The 15,129-nt window shown below is 43.0% G+C and carries 20 protein-coding genes; all 20 read left to right on the forward strand.

Going from position 1 to position 15,129, the window contains the following annotated elements; all coding sequences use genetic code 11:
- Position 1 precedes the first annotated feature (1 nt).
- The 20 genes from rpoC to rpsN all read left to right on the forward strand — a co-directional run bounded on the left by rpoC (position 2) and on the right by rpsN (position 15,081).
- Positions 2-4,336: a DNA-directed RNA polymerase subunit beta' gene (gene rpoC, locus KUA48_RS10720; RefSeq protein WP_117727213.1), complete on the forward strand. Its 4,335-nt coding sequence runs from the start codon at positions 2-4 to the stop codon at positions 4,334-4,336.
- Between the two features lie 232 nt (positions 4,337-4,568).
- On the forward strand, positions 4,569-4,895 hold the full coding sequence (locus KUA48_RS10725; protein WP_006848840.1) for a DUF3467 domain-containing protein: 327 nt from the start codon (positions 4,569-4,571) through the stop codon (positions 4,893-4,895).
- A 243-nt stretch (positions 4,896-5,138) separates the two neighbouring features.
- Positions 5,139-5,519 (forward strand): 30S ribosomal protein S12, encoded by a 381-nt coding sequence (rpsL, locus tag KUA48_RS10730; protein WP_006848839.1) that lies wholly within the window; start codon positions 5,139-5,141, stop codon positions 5,517-5,519.
- Between the two features lie 180 nt (positions 5,520-5,699).
- Complete coding sequence (rpsG, locus tag KUA48_RS10735; protein ID WP_006848838.1) at positions 5,700-6,176, forward strand: 30S ribosomal protein S7; 477 nt, start codon at positions 5,700-5,702, stop codon at positions 6,174-6,176.
- 27 nt (positions 6,177-6,203) lie between these two features.
- A complete protein-coding gene (gene fusA, locus KUA48_RS10740) occupies positions 6,204-8,318 on the forward strand; it encodes an elongation factor G (protein ID WP_022122144.1) in 2,115 nt (704 codons plus the stop codon).
- 112 nt (positions 8,319-8,430) lie between these two features.
- Positions 8,431-8,736: a 30S ribosomal protein S10 gene (gene rpsJ, locus KUA48_RS10745; RefSeq protein ID WP_006283658.1), complete on the forward strand. Its 306-nt coding sequence runs from the start codon at positions 8,431-8,433 to the stop codon at positions 8,734-8,736.
- Positions 8,737-8,755: 19 nt separating this feature from the next.
- Complete coding sequence (gene rplC, locus KUA48_RS10750; RefSeq protein WP_022122145.1) at positions 8,756-9,370, forward strand: 50S ribosomal protein L3; 615 nt, start codon at positions 8,756-8,758, stop codon at positions 9,368-9,370.
- Complete coding sequence (gene rplD / locus KUA48_RS10755; protein ID WP_022122146.1) at positions 9,370-9,999, forward strand: 50S ribosomal protein L4; 630 nt, start codon at positions 9,370-9,372, stop codon at positions 9,997-9,999. Before rplC ends, rplD begins: the two co-directional genes overlap by 1 nt.
- A gap of 15 nt (positions 10,000-10,014) precedes the next feature.
- The gene (rplW, locus tag KUA48_RS10760; protein WP_006848834.1) at positions 10,015-10,308 is read left to right on the forward strand and encodes a 50S ribosomal protein L23; all 294 of its coding nucleotides are present in this window, start codon (positions 10,015-10,017) and stop codon (positions 10,306-10,308) included.
- A gap of 8 nt (positions 10,309-10,316) precedes the next feature.
- Entirely contained in the window at positions 10,317-11,144 is an 828-nt protein-coding gene (rplB, locus tag KUA48_RS10765) for a 50S ribosomal protein L2 (RefSeq protein ID WP_022122147.1), read from the forward strand.
- A 10-nt stretch (positions 11,145-11,154) separates the two neighbouring features.
- Positions 11,155-11,421, forward strand: coding sequence for a 30S ribosomal protein S19 (gene rpsS / locus KUA48_RS10770; RefSeq protein ID WP_006848832.1), 267 nt, complete (start codon positions 11,155-11,157; stop codon positions 11,419-11,421).
- Between the two features lie 35 nt (positions 11,422-11,456).
- On the forward strand, positions 11,457-11,861 hold the full coding sequence (rplV, locus tag KUA48_RS10775; RefSeq protein ID WP_006848831.1) for a 50S ribosomal protein L22: 405 nt from the start codon (positions 11,457-11,459) through the stop codon (positions 11,859-11,861).
- Positions 11,862-11,870: 9 nt separating this feature from the next.
- Complete coding sequence (gene rpsC / locus KUA48_RS10780) at positions 11,871-12,602, forward strand: 30S ribosomal protein S3 (protein ID WP_006848830.1); 732 nt, start codon at positions 11,871-11,873, stop codon at positions 12,600-12,602.
- Positions 12,603-12,618: 16 nt separating this feature from the next.
- Positions 12,619-13,047 (forward strand): 50S ribosomal protein L16, encoded by a 429-nt coding sequence (rplP, locus tag KUA48_RS10785; RefSeq protein ID WP_006848829.1) that lies wholly within the window; start codon positions 12,619-12,621, stop codon positions 13,045-13,047.
- A 2-nt stretch (positions 13,048-13,049) separates the two neighbouring features.
- Positions 13,050-13,244: a 50S ribosomal protein L29 gene (rpmC, locus tag KUA48_RS10790; RefSeq protein ID WP_006848828.1), complete on the forward strand. Its 195-nt coding sequence runs from the start codon at positions 13,050-13,052 to the stop codon at positions 13,242-13,244.
- A gap of 2 nt (positions 13,245-13,246) precedes the next feature.
- Complete coding sequence (gene rpsQ, locus KUA48_RS10795) at positions 13,247-13,513, forward strand: 30S ribosomal protein S17 (protein ID WP_006848827.1); 267 nt, start codon at positions 13,247-13,249, stop codon at positions 13,511-13,513.
- Positions 13,514-13,515: 2 nt separating this feature from the next.
- Positions 13,516-13,881 carry a 50S ribosomal protein L14 gene (rplN, locus tag KUA48_RS10800; RefSeq protein WP_006848826.1) on the forward strand — a complete coding sequence of 122 codons (366 nt, stop codon included), beginning with the start codon at positions 13,516-13,518 and terminating at the stop codon, positions 13,879-13,881.
- A gap of 20 nt (positions 13,882-13,901) precedes the next feature.
- Positions 13,902-14,219, forward strand: a complete 318-nt coding sequence (rplX, locus tag KUA48_RS10805; protein WP_006848825.1) for a 50S ribosomal protein L24 — start codon at positions 13,902-13,904, stop codon at positions 14,217-14,219.
- The gene (rplE, locus tag KUA48_RS10810; protein WP_022122149.1) at positions 14,219-14,773 is read left to right on the forward strand and encodes a 50S ribosomal protein L5; all 555 of its coding nucleotides are present in this window, start codon (positions 14,219-14,221) and stop codon (positions 14,771-14,773) included. The genes rplX and rplE overlap by 1 nt, the downstream gene beginning before the upstream one ends.
- Before the next feature lie 5 nt (positions 14,774-14,778).
- Entirely contained in the window at positions 14,779-15,081 is a 303-nt protein-coding gene (gene rpsN / locus KUA48_RS10815) for a 30S ribosomal protein S14 (protein ID WP_006848823.1), read from the forward strand.
- Positions 15,082-15,129: the final 48 nt, after the last annotated feature.

Below are 15,129 nucleotides of genomic sequence, written 5' to 3' on the forward strand. Positions count from 1 at the left end.
CATGGCTTTCAAAAAAGATACAAAGGTAAAGAATAATTTTACGAAGATTACCATCGGTCTCGCTTCGCCAGAGGAGATCTTGGAAAATTCGTATGGTGAGGTTACTAAACCGGAAACCATTAATTATCGTACATATAAGCCGGAGCGTGATGGCTTGTTCTGCGAGCGTATTTTTGGTCCTACTAAGGACTATGAATGCGCCTGCGGCAAGTACAAGCGTATCCGTTATAAGGGAATCGTCTGCGACCGATGCGGTGTAGAGGTTACAGAGAAGAAAGTTCGTCGTGAACGCTCTGGTCACATTGAGCTTGTCGTACCTGTTGCTCATATTTGGTATTTCCGTTCTCTTCCAAATAAGATTGGTTACCTTTTAGGTATGCCGACCAAGAAACTTGATGCTGTCATTTACTACGAGAAGTATGTAGTTATCCAGCCTGGTATTCTTGAGGGAAAGACTGATGCTGATGGTCTTGAATTGAACGGTTCTCACAAACTTGATCTCTTGTCAGAAGATGAATATATGGCTCTTCTTGACCAGTATGATCCTAATGGTGACAATGAACTTTTGGACGATACGGACCCTAATAAGTTTATCGCAAAAATGGGTGCTGAAGCAATTTATCAGTTGCTCCAGAATGTAGACCTTGACTCTTTGTCATACGAACTCCGCGATCGCGCAAATAACGATTCAAGTCAGCAGCGTAAAACTGAGGCTCTGAAGCGTCTGCAAGTTGTAGAAGGTTTCCGTGCTAGTAAAGGTATTAATAAGCCAGAATGGATGATCATGAAGATTATTCCTGTTACTCCACCTGAGCTTCGTCCGTTGGTACCATTGGATGGTGGTCGTTTTGCAACATCAGACTTGAATGACCTCTATCGTCGTGTGATTATCCGTAACAACCGTTTGAAGAGATTGGTTGAGATCAAGGCTCCTGAGGTTATTCTCCGTAACGAGAAGCGTATGTTGCAGGAGGCTGTTGACAGCTTGTTCGACAACTCACGCAAGAGTTCTGCTGTTAAGAGTGAGAGCAATCGTCCTTTGAAGTCACTCTCTGACTCTTTAAAGGGTAAGCAGGGTCGTTTCCGTCAGAACTTGCTGGGTAAGCGTGTTGACTATTCTGCCCGTTCTGTAATCGTTGTAGGTCCAGAGTTGAAGATGGGTGAGTGTGGTCTTCCAAAACTGATGGCTGCAGAGCTTTACAAACCATTTATCATCCGTAAGTTGATAGAGCGTGGTATCGTAAAGACTGTAAAAAGTGCCAAGAAGATTGTTGATCGTCGCGAGCCAGTTATCTGGGATATTCTTGAGAATGTAATGAAGGGTCATCCGGTTATGTTGAACCGTGCCCCTACGCTTCACCGACTCGGTATCCAGGCATTCCAGCCTAAGATGATTGAGGGTAAGGCTATTCAGTTGCATCCATTGGCATGTACAGCGTTCAACGCCGACTTCGATGGTGACCAGATGGCTGTTCACCTTCCATTGAGCAATGAGGCTGTTTTGGAGGCTCAAATCCTGATGCTCCAGAGTCATAACATTCTCAACCCAGCTAATGGTGCGCCTATCACCGTTCCTTCTCAGGATATGGTGCTTGGTCTTTACTATATTACTAAGATTCGTCCAGGTGCAAAGGGTGAGGGCTTGACATTCTATGGTCCTGAAGAGGCATTGATTGCTCGTAACGAGGGCCGATGTGATCTTCATGCTTTGATTAAGGTTGTAGTTGACGACTTGGTTGATGGTACAATCCAGAAACGAATGGTAGAAACTTCTGTTGGACGTGTCATCGTTAATGGTATCATTCCTGATGAAGTTGGCTTCTTCAATGATGTGATTTCCAAGAAAACCCTCCGTGGTTTGATTTCTAATGTTATCAAGGCTGTTGGTATGGCTAAGGCTTGTGAATTCCTTGATGGAATCAAGAACTTAGGTTATCGTATGGCTTATGTCGCAGGATTGTCATTCAACCTTGGTGATATTATTATTCCACCAGAGAAGGAAGCTATTGTTGAGCGCGGTCGCAAGGAGGTTGAGGAAATTACCAATAACTATAATATGGGTTTCATCACCAACAAGGAACGATACAACCAGGTTATTGATGCGTGGACTCACGTAAATACAGATTTGGGTAATATCTTGATGAAGGAGATGACCGAAGCTGACCAGGGATTCAACGCCGTATACATGATGCTTGATTCCGGAGCCCGTGGTTCTAAGGATCAGATTAAGCAGTTGTCTGGTATGCGTGGTTTGATGGCTAAACCTCAGAAGGCTGGTGCAGAGGGCGCGCAGATCATCGAGAACCCTATCCTTTCTAACTTTAAGGAGGGTATGTCTGTATTGGAGTACTTTATCGCTTCTCACGGTGCCCGTAAGGGTCTTGCTGATACCGCTATGAAGACTGCCGATGCTGGTTATTTGACTCGTCGTCTTGTAGACGTTTCTCACGATGTTATTATCACCGAAGAGGATTGTGGTACATTGCGTGGCTTGGTTTGTACAGCTTTAAAGAATGGTGATGAGATTATTTCATCTCTTTATGAGCGTATTTTGGGTCGTGTTTCTGTGCATGATGTTATTCATCCAACTACTGGTGAACTGATTGTCAAATCTGGTGAAGAAATCACCGAGGCTAAGGCAAAGGCTATTGATGAATCTCCTATCGAGAGTGTTGAAATTCGTTCGGTTCTCACCTGTGAGAGCAAAAAGGGTGTCTGCATGAAGTGCTATGGCCGTAACTTGGCAACGGCCCGTATGGTACAGTTGGGTGAAGCCGTTGGTGTCATCGCTGCTCAAGCTATTGGTGAGCCTGGTACACAGTTGACTCTCCGTACATTCCACGCCGGTGGTATTGCATCTAATGCTGCTGCCAATGCTAAGATTGCTGCGAAGAATAAGTCTCGTATCGAGTTTGATGAGTTGAGTACAGTACCATTCGTAGAGGAAGATGAGGAAGGAAACGATATCAAATGCGAAAAGGTAGTAAGCCACTTGGCTGAAATTCGTTTCGTGGATCCTAATACAAACATCGTTCTTGCAACTTTGAATGTTCCTTACGGTTCTTCATTGTATCACAAGGAGGGTGAAATCGTAGAAAAGGATACTGTTATCGCCCGTTGGGATCCATTTAACGCCGTTATCGTCAGCCAGTATGCGGGTACATTGAAGTTCAATGACGTTCAGAAGGATCAGACTTATCGTGCTGAGGTCGATGAGACTACAGGTTTGGAGGAGAAGATTATCACCGATTCCAAGAATAAGGCAATGGTTCCATCTTGTGATGTTATCGATGCTAATGGTGAAATCCTTGGTACTTACAACTTCCCTGTAGGTGGTCACTTGGCTGTTGAGGATGGACAGACAATTAATACCGGTGAGGTTTTGGTTAAGATTCCTCGTGCTGTAGGTGGTGCAGGTGATATCACTGGTGGTCTCCCTCGTGTAACTGAGCTTCTTGAGGCTCGCAACCCTTCTAACCCTGCTGTTGTATCTGAAATCGATGGTGAGGTAACTATGGGTAAGGTAAAGCGTGGTAACCGTGAGATCATCGTAACATCTAAGACTGGCGATCAGAAGAAGTATCTTGTATCTCTTTCTAAGCAGATCTTGGTACAGGAACATGATGCTGTACGTGCTGGTACTCCTCTTTCTGATGGTAGTGTAACTCCTGGCGATATTCTCGCCATCATGGGTCCTACCGCTGTTCAGGAGTATATTGTTAACCAGATCCAGGACGTTTACCGTCTTCAGGGTGTGGCTATTAATGATAAGCATTTTGAGGTTGTGGTACGTCAGATGATGCGTAAGGTTCGTATTGACGATCCAGGTGATACTACCTTCTTGGAGCAAGAGTTGGTTGATAAACTTGACTTTGCAGAAGAGAATGATCGTATCTGGGGTAAGAAAGTTGTTACTGACGGTGGTGATAGTGAAAGTCTCAAACCAGGTCAGATCATAACGGCTCGTAGATTGCGTGATGAGAATTCTGCATTGAAGCGTCGCGACTTGAAACTTGTACAGGTTCGTGATGCCGTATCTGCAACTTCTACACAGATCCTCCAGGGTATTACTCGTGCTGCTCTTGGTACTAAGAGCTTTATGAGTGCTGCATCATTCCAGGAAACTACTAAGGTTTTGAATGAGGCTGCTATCCGTGGTAAGGTTGATTACCTTGAGGGTATGAAGGAGAATGTAATCTGTGGTCACTTGATTCCTGCAGGTACTGGTCTTCGTCAGTGGGATAAGCTCATCGTAGGCTCTAAAGAAGAATATGAGCGTATGCAGGCTAATAAGAAAAATGTGCTCGACTATGCTGATTCTCCAATAGGAGAATAATCGTAGAATAGAGTACTATATATAAATAGGTATAATGAGGGTGCGTCATAAGTCTATGGCGCACCCTTTTATTATCTGTAACAGATGAAAAAAAGCAAAGAATCAAGATTCCATCTTCTGTTGTCTTATGATGTTTTTTTTAAAATAAGTGGCAGATTATTCGTTTTTTTCAGATATTATGTGTAAATTTGCACTATCATTTAAAGTTTAATCCTATTAACTTAGTAAAATTATGGAAGAAAATAAGAATAATCAACAGCAGCAGAATCAGTTCCAGATGGGCATCAGCCCTGAAGTTGCAGAGGGTACATACTCAAACTTGGCACTGATTACTCATTCTAGTTCAGACTTCATCTTGGATTTCGCATGTGCACTTCCTGGCATGCCTGCACCTCAGATCAAGAGTCGTGTTATCATGGCACCTGAACATGCTAAGCGATTGCTCCAGGCATTGCAGAGCAATATTTATAACTACGAGCAGTCCTTCGGTAAAATTAAGTTGTCTGATGAGCAAGAACGTACAATCGCTCCATTTGGCACACCAAAGGGTGAGGCATAATGTACTACAGCATACATACTAAGACTAAATTCTCTGCTAAATTCCGCTTTTTCTTTATAATATTTGTTTTTAATAGTTATATAAAGTTAAAACTAACCTTCGTTTTTTAAAAGTCTCCTTAATATTTAGGTAGTTTGCCGAAAAAATCGTACCTTTGCACCCCGAAAAGGCTCTATAAAGTAGTGGCTTACATCGAAATAAGACAATAAATAAAAATAAATATATAAATTAAAAAGTAAAATTATGCCTACTATTTCACAGTTAGTAAGAAAAGGCAGACGAGTTCTTGTAGACAAGAGCAAGTCACCAGCTTTGGATTCTTGTCCTCAGCGTCGTGGTGTTTGTGTTCGTGTTTATACAACAACTCCTAAGAAGCCTAATTCAGCAATGCGTAAAGTTGCACGTGTACGTTTGACAAACTCAAAGGAAGTAAACTCTTATATTCCAGGAGAGGGTCACAACTTGCAGGAGCACTCAATTGTTTTGGTTCGCGGTGGTCGTGTAAAGGACCTTCCTGGTGTACGTTATCACATTGTTCGTGGTACACTTGATACTGCAGGTGTTGCGAATCGTACACAGCGTCGTTCTAAGTACGGAGCTAAGCGTCCTAAGGCAAAGAAGTAATATAGCTTCTTAAATTTTAGACAAAACCGCAGACTCACGGTCGGAGAAGGTCGGGAGTTGGGGTTAAAATATTTAATAAAAGTTTTGCTGGAGAAGTAATCAGGTTGAGTAAATGCTCGGGTGCGAGCGTTGAAGAACATTATACAGCCCCATGCAGAATTAAAAAAAGTTTTATTTAAAATGAGAAAAGCAAAACCAAAGAAGAGAGTGATCCTTCCAGATCCTGTCTTTAATGACCAGAAGGTCTCAAAGTTCGTAAATCATTTGATGTATGATGGAAAGAAGAATACATCTTATGAGATTTTCTACAATGCACTTGACATTGTAAAGGCTAAGATGTCTAACGAGGAAAAGTCTGCTCTTGAAATCTGGAAGCAGGCACTTGATAATATTACTCCTCAGGTAGAGGTTAAGAGCCGTCGTATCGGTGGTGCAACCTTCCAGGTTCCTACAGAGATTCGTCCTGATCGTAAGGAGAGTATTTCTATGAAGAATCTTATTCTTTTTGCACGTAAGCGCGGTGGTAAGACTATGGCTGATAAGCTTGCTGCAGAGATTATGGATGCTTTTAATAATCAGGGTGGTGCATTTAAGCGTAAGGAGGATATGCATCGTATGGCTGAGGCTAACCGTGCGTTCGCTCACTTTAGATTCTAATTTAATATATAATATAGTTAAAAGAAAATGGCAAATCGCGATTTACATTTGACTCGTAACATCGGTATCATGGCGCATATCGATGCTGGTAAGACAACAACTTCTGAGCGTATTTTGTTCTATACAGGTAAGACTCATAAGATTGGTGAGGTACACGATGGTGCTGCTACAATGGACTGGATGGCCCAGGAGCAGGAGCGTGGTATTACTATCACTTCTGCGGCTACAACTTGTAACTGGAACTATCTCGGTAAGTCTTATAAGATCAACTTGATCGATACTCCGGGACACGTTGACTTCACTGCTGAGGTTGAGCGTTCTCTCCGTGTACTTGATGGTGCTGTTGCTACATATTCTGCAGCTGATGGTGTTCAGCCACAGTCTGAGACTGTATGGCGTCAGGCTGATAAGTATAATGTACCTCGTATCGGTTATGTAAACAAGATGGACCGTTCTGGTGCTAACTTCTTCGAGACAGTTCAGCAGATGAAGGATATCTTGGGCGCTAATCCAATTGCTATTCAGATTCCTATTGGTGCAGAGGAGAACTTCAAGGGTGTAGTTGACCTCATTAAGATGAAGGCTATCCTTTGGCACGATGAGACTATGGGTGCTGAGTATGATGTAGAGGATATCCCTGCAGACTTGGCTGACGAGGCTGCTGAGTGGCGTGATAAGCTCCTTGAGGGTGCTGCAAACTTCGATGATGAGGTTATGGAACTTTATCTCGATGGTAAGGATATTCCAGAAGAAAAGCTTCTTGCTGCTATCCGTAAGGGTTGCTGTGCTATGGAGTGCTGCCCAATGTTGCTCGGTTCTTCATACAAGAACAAGGGTGTTCAGCCATTGCTCGACTATGTATGTGCATTCTTGCCTTCACCAATGGATACTCCAAATATCATCGGTACTAACCCTGATACAGAGGAGGAAGAGGATCGTAAACCATCTGAGGATGAACCAACATCTGCTCTCGCATTTAAGATTGCTACTGACCCATTCATGGGCCGCTTGGTATTCTTCCGCGTTTACTCAGGTAAGGTCGTTGCTGGTTCTTATGTTTACAACCCACGTTCTGGCAAGCGCGAGCGTATCAGCCGTCTGTTCCAGATGAACTCTAAGCAGGAAATCCCAATGGAGTCTATCGATGCTGGTGATATCGGTGCAGGTGTAGGTTTCAAGGATATCCGTACAGGTGATACACTCTGTGACGAGGAACACCCAATCGTATTGGAGTCTATGACATTCCCTGATACTGTGATTTCTATCGCAGTAGAGCCAAAGAGCCAGGCAGACATCGCTAAGATGGATAATGGTCTCGCTAAGTTGGCTGAGGAGGATCCAACCTTCACAGTTCGTACCGACGAGCAGAGCGGTCAGACAATTATCTCTGGTATGGGTGAGCTCCACTTGGATATCATCATCGACCGTTTGAAGCGTGAGTTCAAGGTTGAGTGTAATCAGGGTAAGCCTCAGGTTAACTACAAGGAGGCTATCACTAAGACAGCTCAGAGCCGTGAAACTTATAAGAAGCAGTCTGGTGGTCGTGGTAAGTTTGCTTGTATCGATGTAACCATCGGTCCTAAGGACGAGGATTACAAGGAAGGCGACTTGCAGTTCATAAACGAGGTTAAGGGTGGTAACGTTCCTAAGGAATTCATCCCATCTGTACAGAAGGGCTTCGCTGATTGCTTGTCAAATGGTGTACTCGGTGGCTTCCCAATGACAGGTTTGAAGGTGACTTTGACCGATGGTAGCTTCCACCCAGTTGACTCTGACCAGTTGTCATTCGAGTTGGTAGCACATCAGGCATTCAAGGTACTTTGCCCTAAGGCTGGTCCAGTTTTGATGGAGCCTATCATGAAGGTAGAGGTTGTTACTCCAGAAGAGAACATGGGTGACGTAATCGGTGACTTGAACAAGCGCCGTGGTCTCGTTCAGGGTATGGAAGAAGGTCGTAGCGGTGCTCGCATCGTAAAGGCAATGGTTCCATTGGCTGAGATGTTCGGTTATGTAACAGCTTTGCGTACTATCACTTCTGGTCGTGCAACAAGTTCTATGGAGTACGATCATCATGCACCTCTTTCTTCAACAATTGCTAAGGCTGTGTTGGAGGAGGTTAAGGGTCACGCAGATCTTCTTTAATAACAAAGAAATAACGGTAAGATGAGGCGCTGCTTAGCGAATGACTCTTAAGCAGCGTACCTCTTCTTCCATTAGACTAAATAATTCATATAATAATAACTTAATTTTAAAAATGAGTCAGAAAATCAGAATTAAGCTGAAGTCTTACGACCACCAGTTGGTTGACAAGTCAGCTGAGAAGATTGTGAAGGCTGTAAAGGCAACAGGCGCTATCGTTAGTGGTCCTATTCCATTGCCAACACACAAGCGTATTTTTACTGTAAACCGCAGTACTTTCGTTAACAAGAAGTCTCGCGAGCAGTTCCAGCTCTCAGATTTCAAGCGTCTCATTGACATCTACAGCTCAACAGCTAAGACAGTTGATGCCTTGATGAAGCTTGAATTGCCAAGTGGTGTAGAAGTAGAAATCAAAGTCTAATTATTTAAATTAAATTGAAATGCCAGGATTAATTGGAAAGAAAATCGGAATGACATCCGTTTTCAGTGCCGACGGTAAGAATATTCCGTGCACTGTTATCGAAGTAGGTCCTTGTGTTGTAACCCAGGTGAAAACTGTAGAAAAGGATGGTTACAAGGCTTATCAGTTAGGTTTCGAAGAGGCAAAGGAGAAGCGTACTTCTCAGCCTATGATGGGAATCTTCAAGAAGGCAGGCACAACACCTAAGAAGCACTTGGCCGAGTTCAAGTTTGATGAGGAGTACAACCTCGGTGACACAATTACAGTTGAAATCTTCAACGATTGCAAGTTCGTTGATGTAATTGGTACATCAAAGGGTAAAGGCTTCCAGGGCGTTGTTAAGCGTCACGGATTCGGTGGTGTAGGTCAGTCTACTCACGGTCAGGATGACCGCGCTCGTAAGCCGGGATCTATTGGTGCTTGTTCTTACCCTGCAAAGGTATTCAAGGGTATGCGCATGGGCGGCCAAATGGGAGGTGACAGAGTTACAACTCAGAACCTTCAGGTGTTAAAGGTAATTCCAGAGCAGAATCTTCTTATTGTTAAGGGTTCTTTCGCTGGATGCAAAGGTTCAACTGTTTTAATTGAGAAATAATGGAAGTTAGCGTATTAGATATCAAAGGTCAGGAGACCGGCCGCAAGGTAGCTCTTAATGATGCAGTCTTCGGCATTGAGCCTAACGATCACGTTCTCTATCTTGACGTAAAGCAGTATCTCGCTAACCAGCGTCAGGGTACAGCTAAGTCTAAGGAGAGAAGCGAGATGAGCGGTTCTACTCGTAAGCTTGGTCGTCAGAAGGGCGGCGGTGGTGCTCGCCGTGGTGATATTAACTCACCTGTACTCGTAGGTGGTGCTCGCGTTTTTGGTCCTAAGCCACGTGATTACCGCTTCAAGCTCAACAAAAAAGTAAAGATTCTTGCTCGTAAGTCTGCTCTGTCTTATAAGGCACAGGAAAGCGCAATTGTAATGTTGGAAGACTTTACATTTGAGGCTCCAAAGACTAAAGAATTCTTAAGTATTATTAAGAATCTTAAAATTGAGGGCAAAAAAGTGCTCTTCGTTTTGCCAGAATCAAATAAAAACGTATATTTGTCTGCACGTAACTTACAGCGAGCTGAGGTTATCCTCGCATCTAACGTCAATTCGTACAAAGTTTTGAACGCTGATGTAGTAGTGATTACAGAAAAGTCGCTGGAGACTATCGACCAGATCTTAACAAAATAAAGGAGATATTAGAATATGGCATTTATTATCAAACCATTGGTTACTGAGAAGATGACCAAGATTACAGACAAGCAGCCTAACCGCTATGGCTTCGTTGTTCGTCCTGAGGCTAATAAGCTCGAGATTAAGAAGGAAGTTGAGAGTCTGTATAATGTTACAGTAGTTGACGTGAACACTATTCGTTACGCTGGCAAGCGCTCTGCCCGTTACACTAAGGCAGGTCTTGTTAAGGGTCAGAAGAATGCGTTCAAGAAGGCAATCGTTACTCTTAAGGAGGGCGATACAATTGATTTTTACAGCAATATTTAAAATAAAAAATGGCAGTACGTAAATTAAAACCGGTTACTCCGGGTCAAAGACACAAAGTTATTGGCACGTTCGAGGATATTACTGCATCCGTGCCAGAGAAGTCTCTCGTTTACGGTAAACGTTCTACCGGCGGTCGAAACAACACCGGTAAGATGACCGTTCGCTACATTGGCGGTGGTCACAAGCAGAAGTATCGTTTAATCGACTTCAAACGTGAGAAAGATGGTGTTCCAGCAGTTGTTAAGACAATCGAGTACGATCCAAACCGTTCGGCTCGTATCGCATTGCTTTACTACGCTGATGGTGAAAAACGTTACATTATTGCTCCTAACGGACTTGAGGTAGGCGCTACTTTGATGTCAGGTGCAGAAGCTGCTCCTGAGATTGGTAACTGTCTTCCTTTGGCAAACATCCCTGTAGGTACAGTGATTCACAACATCGAGTTGCGTCCTGGTCAGGGTGCTTTGTTGGTTCGTTCGGCTGGTAATTTTGCTCAGTTGACTTCTCGTGAGGGCAGTTATTGTGTAATTAAGCTCCCTTCTGGTGAAACACGCCAGATTTTGAGTGCTTGTAAAGCTACAGTTGGTAGTGTTGGTAACTCTGACCACGCTCTTGAACAGTCTGGTAAGGCTGGACGTTCTCGCTGGTTGGGTCGTCGTCCACACAACCGTGGTGTTGTTATGAACCCTGTTGATCACCCAATGGGTGGTGGTGAAGGTCGCCAGAGTGGTGGTCACCCACGTTCACGTAAGGGCTTGTACGCTAAGGGTCTTAAGACTCGCGCACCTAAGAAGCTTTCTAACAAGTATATTATCGAAAGAGCTAACAAAAAATAAAGAGTAAATTATGAGTCGTTCACTTAAAAAAGGTCCATACATCAACGTTTCTCTCGAGAAGAAGATTCTCGCTATGAACGAGAGTGGCAAGAAGAATGTTGTTAAGACATGGGCTAGAGCTTCAATGATATCTCCTGATTTCGTAGGACATACTGTTGCAGTTCATAACGGTAACAAATTTATCCCTGTTTATGTTACAGAGAATATGGTTGGCCACAAGCTTGGAGAGTTTGCTCCAACACGTCGCTTTGGCGGTCACTCTGGTAACAGAAAGTAAGCTAAGGGTTAAACCATTTAAAATTTAAGTAAATAATGGGAGCAAGAAAACATATTGCGGCTGAGAAATTGAAAGAAGCCCGTAAAAACTTGTACTTCGCAAAGTTGGTAGGCGTTCCTTCTTCTCCACGTAAGATGCGCTATGTAGTAGACATGATTCGTGGTATGGAGGTTAACCGTGCACTCGGAGTACTTCGCTTCTCTAAGAAGCAGGCATCAGCTGATGTAGAGAAATTACTTCGTTCAGCTATCGCTAACTGGGAAGCTAAGAATAATCGCAAGGCTGAAGACGGTGAGCTTTATATCAGTAAGGTCTTCGTTGACGAAGGCGTTACAATGAAACGTATGAGACCTGCACCACAGGGTCGTGGTTATAGAATTCGTAAGCGTTCTAACCATGTAACTCTTTTTGTTGATGCAAAAACTAATGACGAAAAATAATTAAGTAGAATGGGACAGAAAGTTAATCCGATTAGTAACCGACTTGGTGTTATCCGTGGTTGGGATTCAAATTGGTTCGGTGGTAAGAACTTCGGTGATAACCTCGTTGAGGATCAGAAAATCCGTAAGTATCTTAACGAGCGTCTTGCTAAAGCAAGCATTTCTCGTATTATTATCGAACGTACATTGAAACTTGTTACCATTACTATTTGTACAGCCCGTCCAGGTATTGTCATTGGTAAAGGTGGTCAGGATGTTGATAAGTTGAAGGAAGAGTTGAAGAAGCTTTATAAGAAAGATATTCAGATCAACATCTTCGAGGTTAAAAAGCCTGAGCTTGATGCTACTATCGTTGGTAAGAATATTGCGACTCAGATTGAGCACATGATTGCTTATCGTCGCGCTATCAAGATGGCAGTTGCTAACACCATGCGTGCTGGCGCTGAGGGTATCAAGGTACAGATTACAGGTCGTCTGAATGGTGCTGAAATGGCACGTAAAGAAATGTACAAAGAGGGTCGTACTCCTCTTCATACATTCCGCGCAGACATCGACTATTGCCAGTGCGAGGCACTTACAAAGGTAGGTTTGCTTGGTATTAAGGTTTGGATTTGCCGTGGTGAGGTTTATGGTAAGGCTGATCTTACTCCAAACTTCTCACAGGACAATAAGAGCAACAACCGTGGTAACGGTCGCTCTAACAACCGTGGTGGTAATCGTAAAAGAAACAATAACCGTTAAATTTTAGAAAGCTATCATGTTACAGCCAAAAAGAGTTAAATATAGAAGACCTCAAGATGGTCGTGGCAACAAAGGCAACGCTCACAGAGGTACACAATTGGCTTTCGGTTCTTTTGGTATCAAAACTCTTGAATCAAAGTGGATCGATAGTCGTCAGATTGAGGCAGCTCGTGTAGCATTGAACCGCTATATGAACCGTCAAGGTCAGGTCTGGATTAGAATTTTCCCTGATAAGCCAATCACTCGCAAGCCTGCTGATGTCCGTATGGGTAAAGGTAAGGGTGATCCAGCAGGATGGGTTGCACCTGTTACACCAGGTAGAATTCTCTTCGAAGTTGAAGGAGTTAGTTTCGATATTGCAAAAGAAGGTCTTCGCCTTTGCGCTCAGAAACTTCCTGTTAAGACTAAGTTTATTGTTAGACGTGATTACGATAAAAACGCTTAATTATGAAGATTGCAGAAATTAAAAATATCGAGACCAAAGAATTGGTTGAGAAGTTGGAGGCAGCTGTTGATGCTTTGAACAAGAAGAAGATCAATCATAATGTAACTCCACTTGAGAATCCATCAGAGATTAAGGTTGCTCGTCGTGATATTGCACGTATGAAAACTGAACTTCGTCAGAGAGAACTTAACAAATAATAATGGTCCAGATGGAAACAAGAAATTTAAGAAAAGTAAGACAGGGTGTTGTTATTAGCAACAAGATGGATAAAACCATTGTTATTGCAGCTAAGTTCAAGGAGATGCACCCTATTTATGGTAAATTTGTCCAGAAGACAAAGAAGTACCATGCACATGACGAGAATAATGAGGCTAACGTAGGTGATACAGTTATGATCATGGAGACTCGTCCTCTGTCTAAGACAAAGAGATGGAGATTAGTACAAATTGTTGAAAAAGCTAAGTAATTATGATACAGACTGAATCAAGACTTACAGTATGTGATAACAGCGGTGCTCGTGAGGCTCTTTGCATTCGAGTTCTCGGTGGTACAGGCCGTCGTTACGCTAGCGTTGGTGACGTTATTGTTGTTGCAGTCAAGAACGTTATCCCATCAAGTGATTTGAAGAAGGGTGCAGTATCAAAGGCTTTGATTGTTCGCACAAAGAAGGAAATTCGTCGTGCAGATGGTTCTTACATCCGTTTCGATGACAACGCTTGTGTATTGCTTAACAATGCAGGTGAGCTTCGTGGTAGCCGTATCTTCGGTCCTGTTGCTCGTGAGCTTCGTGCAGTAAATATGAAAGTCGTTTCTTTAGCACCTGAGGTTCTTTAATATTTAAAAAGTAAGAAGTAATGAGTAAGTTACATATTAAGAAAGACGATACCGTTATCGTTATTGCTGGTGCAGATAAGGGCAAGACTGGTAAGGTGCTTAAGGTCCTCGTTGAGGAGAACCGTGCTATCGTAGAAGGTGTGCACATGGTTTCTAAGAGCACTAAGCCATCTGCTAAGAATCCTCAGGGAGGTATTGTTAAGCAGGAGGCTCCTATTCATATCTCAAATTTGAGTTTGATTGATCCTAAGAGTGGCAAGGCTACTCGTGTTGCTATCAAGCATGAGGGTAAAAACGTTGTTCGCATCGCTAAAAAGTCAGGGGAGGAAATCAAGTAATGGATACAGCACAGTTAAAGAAAGTATATAAGGAGACAATCGCTCCTGCTCTTCAGAAGCAGTTCAACTACTCTTCAGCTATGGAGATTCCAGTATTGAAGAAGATTGTCATCAATCAGGGTCTTGGTGATGCTACTCAGGACAAGAAAATTGTTGATGTAGCAATCAATGAGATTACTGCTATCACCGGTCAGAAGGCTGTTGCTACATATTCTAAAAAGGATATTGCAAACTTCAAGCTTCGTAAGAAGATGCCTATCGGTGTTATGGTAACATTGCGTCGTGAGCGTATGTACGAGTTCTTGGAGAAGCTCGTTCGTGTTTCTCTTCCTCGTATTCGCGACTTCAAGGGTATTGAGAGCAAGTTTGATGGTCGTGGTAACTATACATTAGGTATCACAGAGCAGATTATCTTCCCTGAGATTAATATCGATGAGATAGATCGTATTCAGGGTATGAATATTACCTTCGTAACAACAGCTAAGACTGATGAAGAAGGTTTTGCTCTTTTGAAGGCCTTTGGCCTTCCATTCAAGAACGCAAATAAAGATTAAGAGATATGGCAAAAGAATCAATGAAAGCTCGCGAGGTTAAGCGTGCAAAGCTTGTAGCTCGTTACGCTGAAAAGCGCGAAGCACTGAAAAAGATTATTGCAACTTCTAATGATCCAGCCGAAGCATACGAGGCAGCTCGTAAGCTTCAGGCTATCCCTAAGAATGCAAACCCAATCCGTCTTCACAATCGTTGCAAGATTACTGGTCGTCCAAAGGGTTATATCCGTCAGTTCGGTATTTCTCGTATCCAGTTCCGTGAGATGGCTTCTGCTGGTTTGATTCCAGGTGTAAAGAAGGCTAGCTGGTAATCCTTTCAAAGGTAAGAATATTTTTTTATTTAATATTGTCGGGGTAGT

It is taken from the genome of Segatella copri, from assembly GCF_019249795.2.
GTDB classification, from domain to species: Bacteria; Bacteroidota; Bacteroidia; order Bacteroidales; family Bacteroidaceae; genus Prevotella; species Prevotella copri_B.

What these genes read in the sequence shown, in the direction of transcription:
- rplE (WP_022122149.1), top strand. Translation starts at nt 14,219, where the DNA reads ATGGATACAGCACAGTTAAAGAAAGTATATAAGGAGACAATCGCTCCT.
- rpsG (WP_006848838.1), top strand. Translation starts at nt 5,700, where the DNA reads ATGAGAAAAGCAAAACCAAAGAAGAGAGTGATCCTTCCAGATCCTGTC.
- fusA (WP_022122144.1), top strand. Translation starts at nt 6,204, where the DNA reads ATGGCAAATCGCGATTTACATTTGACTCGTAACATCGGTATCATGGCG.
- rplD (WP_022122146.1), top strand. Translation starts at nt 9,370, where the DNA reads ATGGAAGTTAGCGTATTAGATATCAAAGGTCAGGAGACCGGCCGCAAG.
- rplN (WP_006848826.1), top strand. Translation starts at nt 13,516, where the DNA reads ATGATACAGACTGAATCAAGACTTACAGTATGTGATAACAGCGGTGCT.
- rpmC (WP_006848828.1), top strand. Translation starts at nt 13,050, where the DNA reads ATGAAGATTGCAGAAATTAAAAATATCGAGACCAAAGAATTGGTTGAG.
- rplV (WP_006848831.1), top strand. Translation starts at nt 11,457, where the DNA reads ATGGGAGCAAGAAAACATATTGCGGCTGAGAAATTGAAAGAAGCCCGT.
- rpsS (WP_006848832.1), top strand. Translation starts at nt 11,155, where the DNA reads ATGAGTCGTTCACTTAAAAAAGGTCCATACATCAACGTTTCTCTCGAG.
- rpsL (WP_006848839.1), top strand. Translation starts at nt 5,139, where the DNA reads ATGCCTACTATTTCACAGTTAGTAAGAAAAGGCAGACGAGTTCTTGTA.
- rplC (WP_022122145.1), top strand. Translation starts at nt 8,756, where the DNA reads ATGCCAGGATTAATTGGAAAGAAAATCGGAATGACATCCGTTTTCAGT.
- rpsQ (WP_006848827.1), top strand. Translation starts at nt 13,247, where the DNA reads ATGGTCCAGATGGAAACAAGAAATTTAAGAAAAGTAAGACAGGGTGTT.
- KUA48_RS10725 (WP_006848840.1), top strand. Translation starts at nt 4,569, where the DNA reads ATGGAAGAAAATAAGAATAATCAACAGCAGCAGAATCAGTTCCAGATG.
- rpsJ (WP_006283658.1), top strand. Translation starts at nt 8,431, where the DNA reads ATGAGTCAGAAAATCAGAATTAAGCTGAAGTCTTACGACCACCAGTTG.
- rpoC (WP_117727213.1), top strand. Translation starts at nt 2, where the DNA reads ATGGCTTTCAAAAAAGATACAAAGGTAAAGAATAATTTTACGAAGATT.
- rpsN (WP_006848823.1), top strand. Translation starts at nt 14,779, where the DNA reads ATGGCAAAAGAATCAATGAAAGCTCGCGAGGTTAAGCGTGCAAAGCTT.
- rplB (WP_022122147.1), top strand. Translation starts at nt 10,317, where the DNA reads ATGGCAGTACGTAAATTAAAACCGGTTACTCCGGGTCAAAGACACAAA.
- rpsC (WP_006848830.1), top strand. Translation starts at nt 11,871, where the DNA reads ATGGGACAGAAAGTTAATCCGATTAGTAACCGACTTGGTGTTATCCGT.
- rplX (WP_006848825.1), top strand. Translation starts at nt 13,902, where the DNA reads ATGAGTAAGTTACATATTAAGAAAGACGATACCGTTATCGTTATTGCT.
- rplP (WP_006848829.1), top strand. Translation starts at nt 12,619, where the DNA reads ATGTTACAGCCAAAAAGAGTTAAATATAGAAGACCTCAAGATGGTCGT.
- rplW (WP_006848834.1), top strand. Translation starts at nt 10,015, where the DNA reads ATGGCATTTATTATCAAACCATTGGTTACTGAGAAGATGACCAAGATT.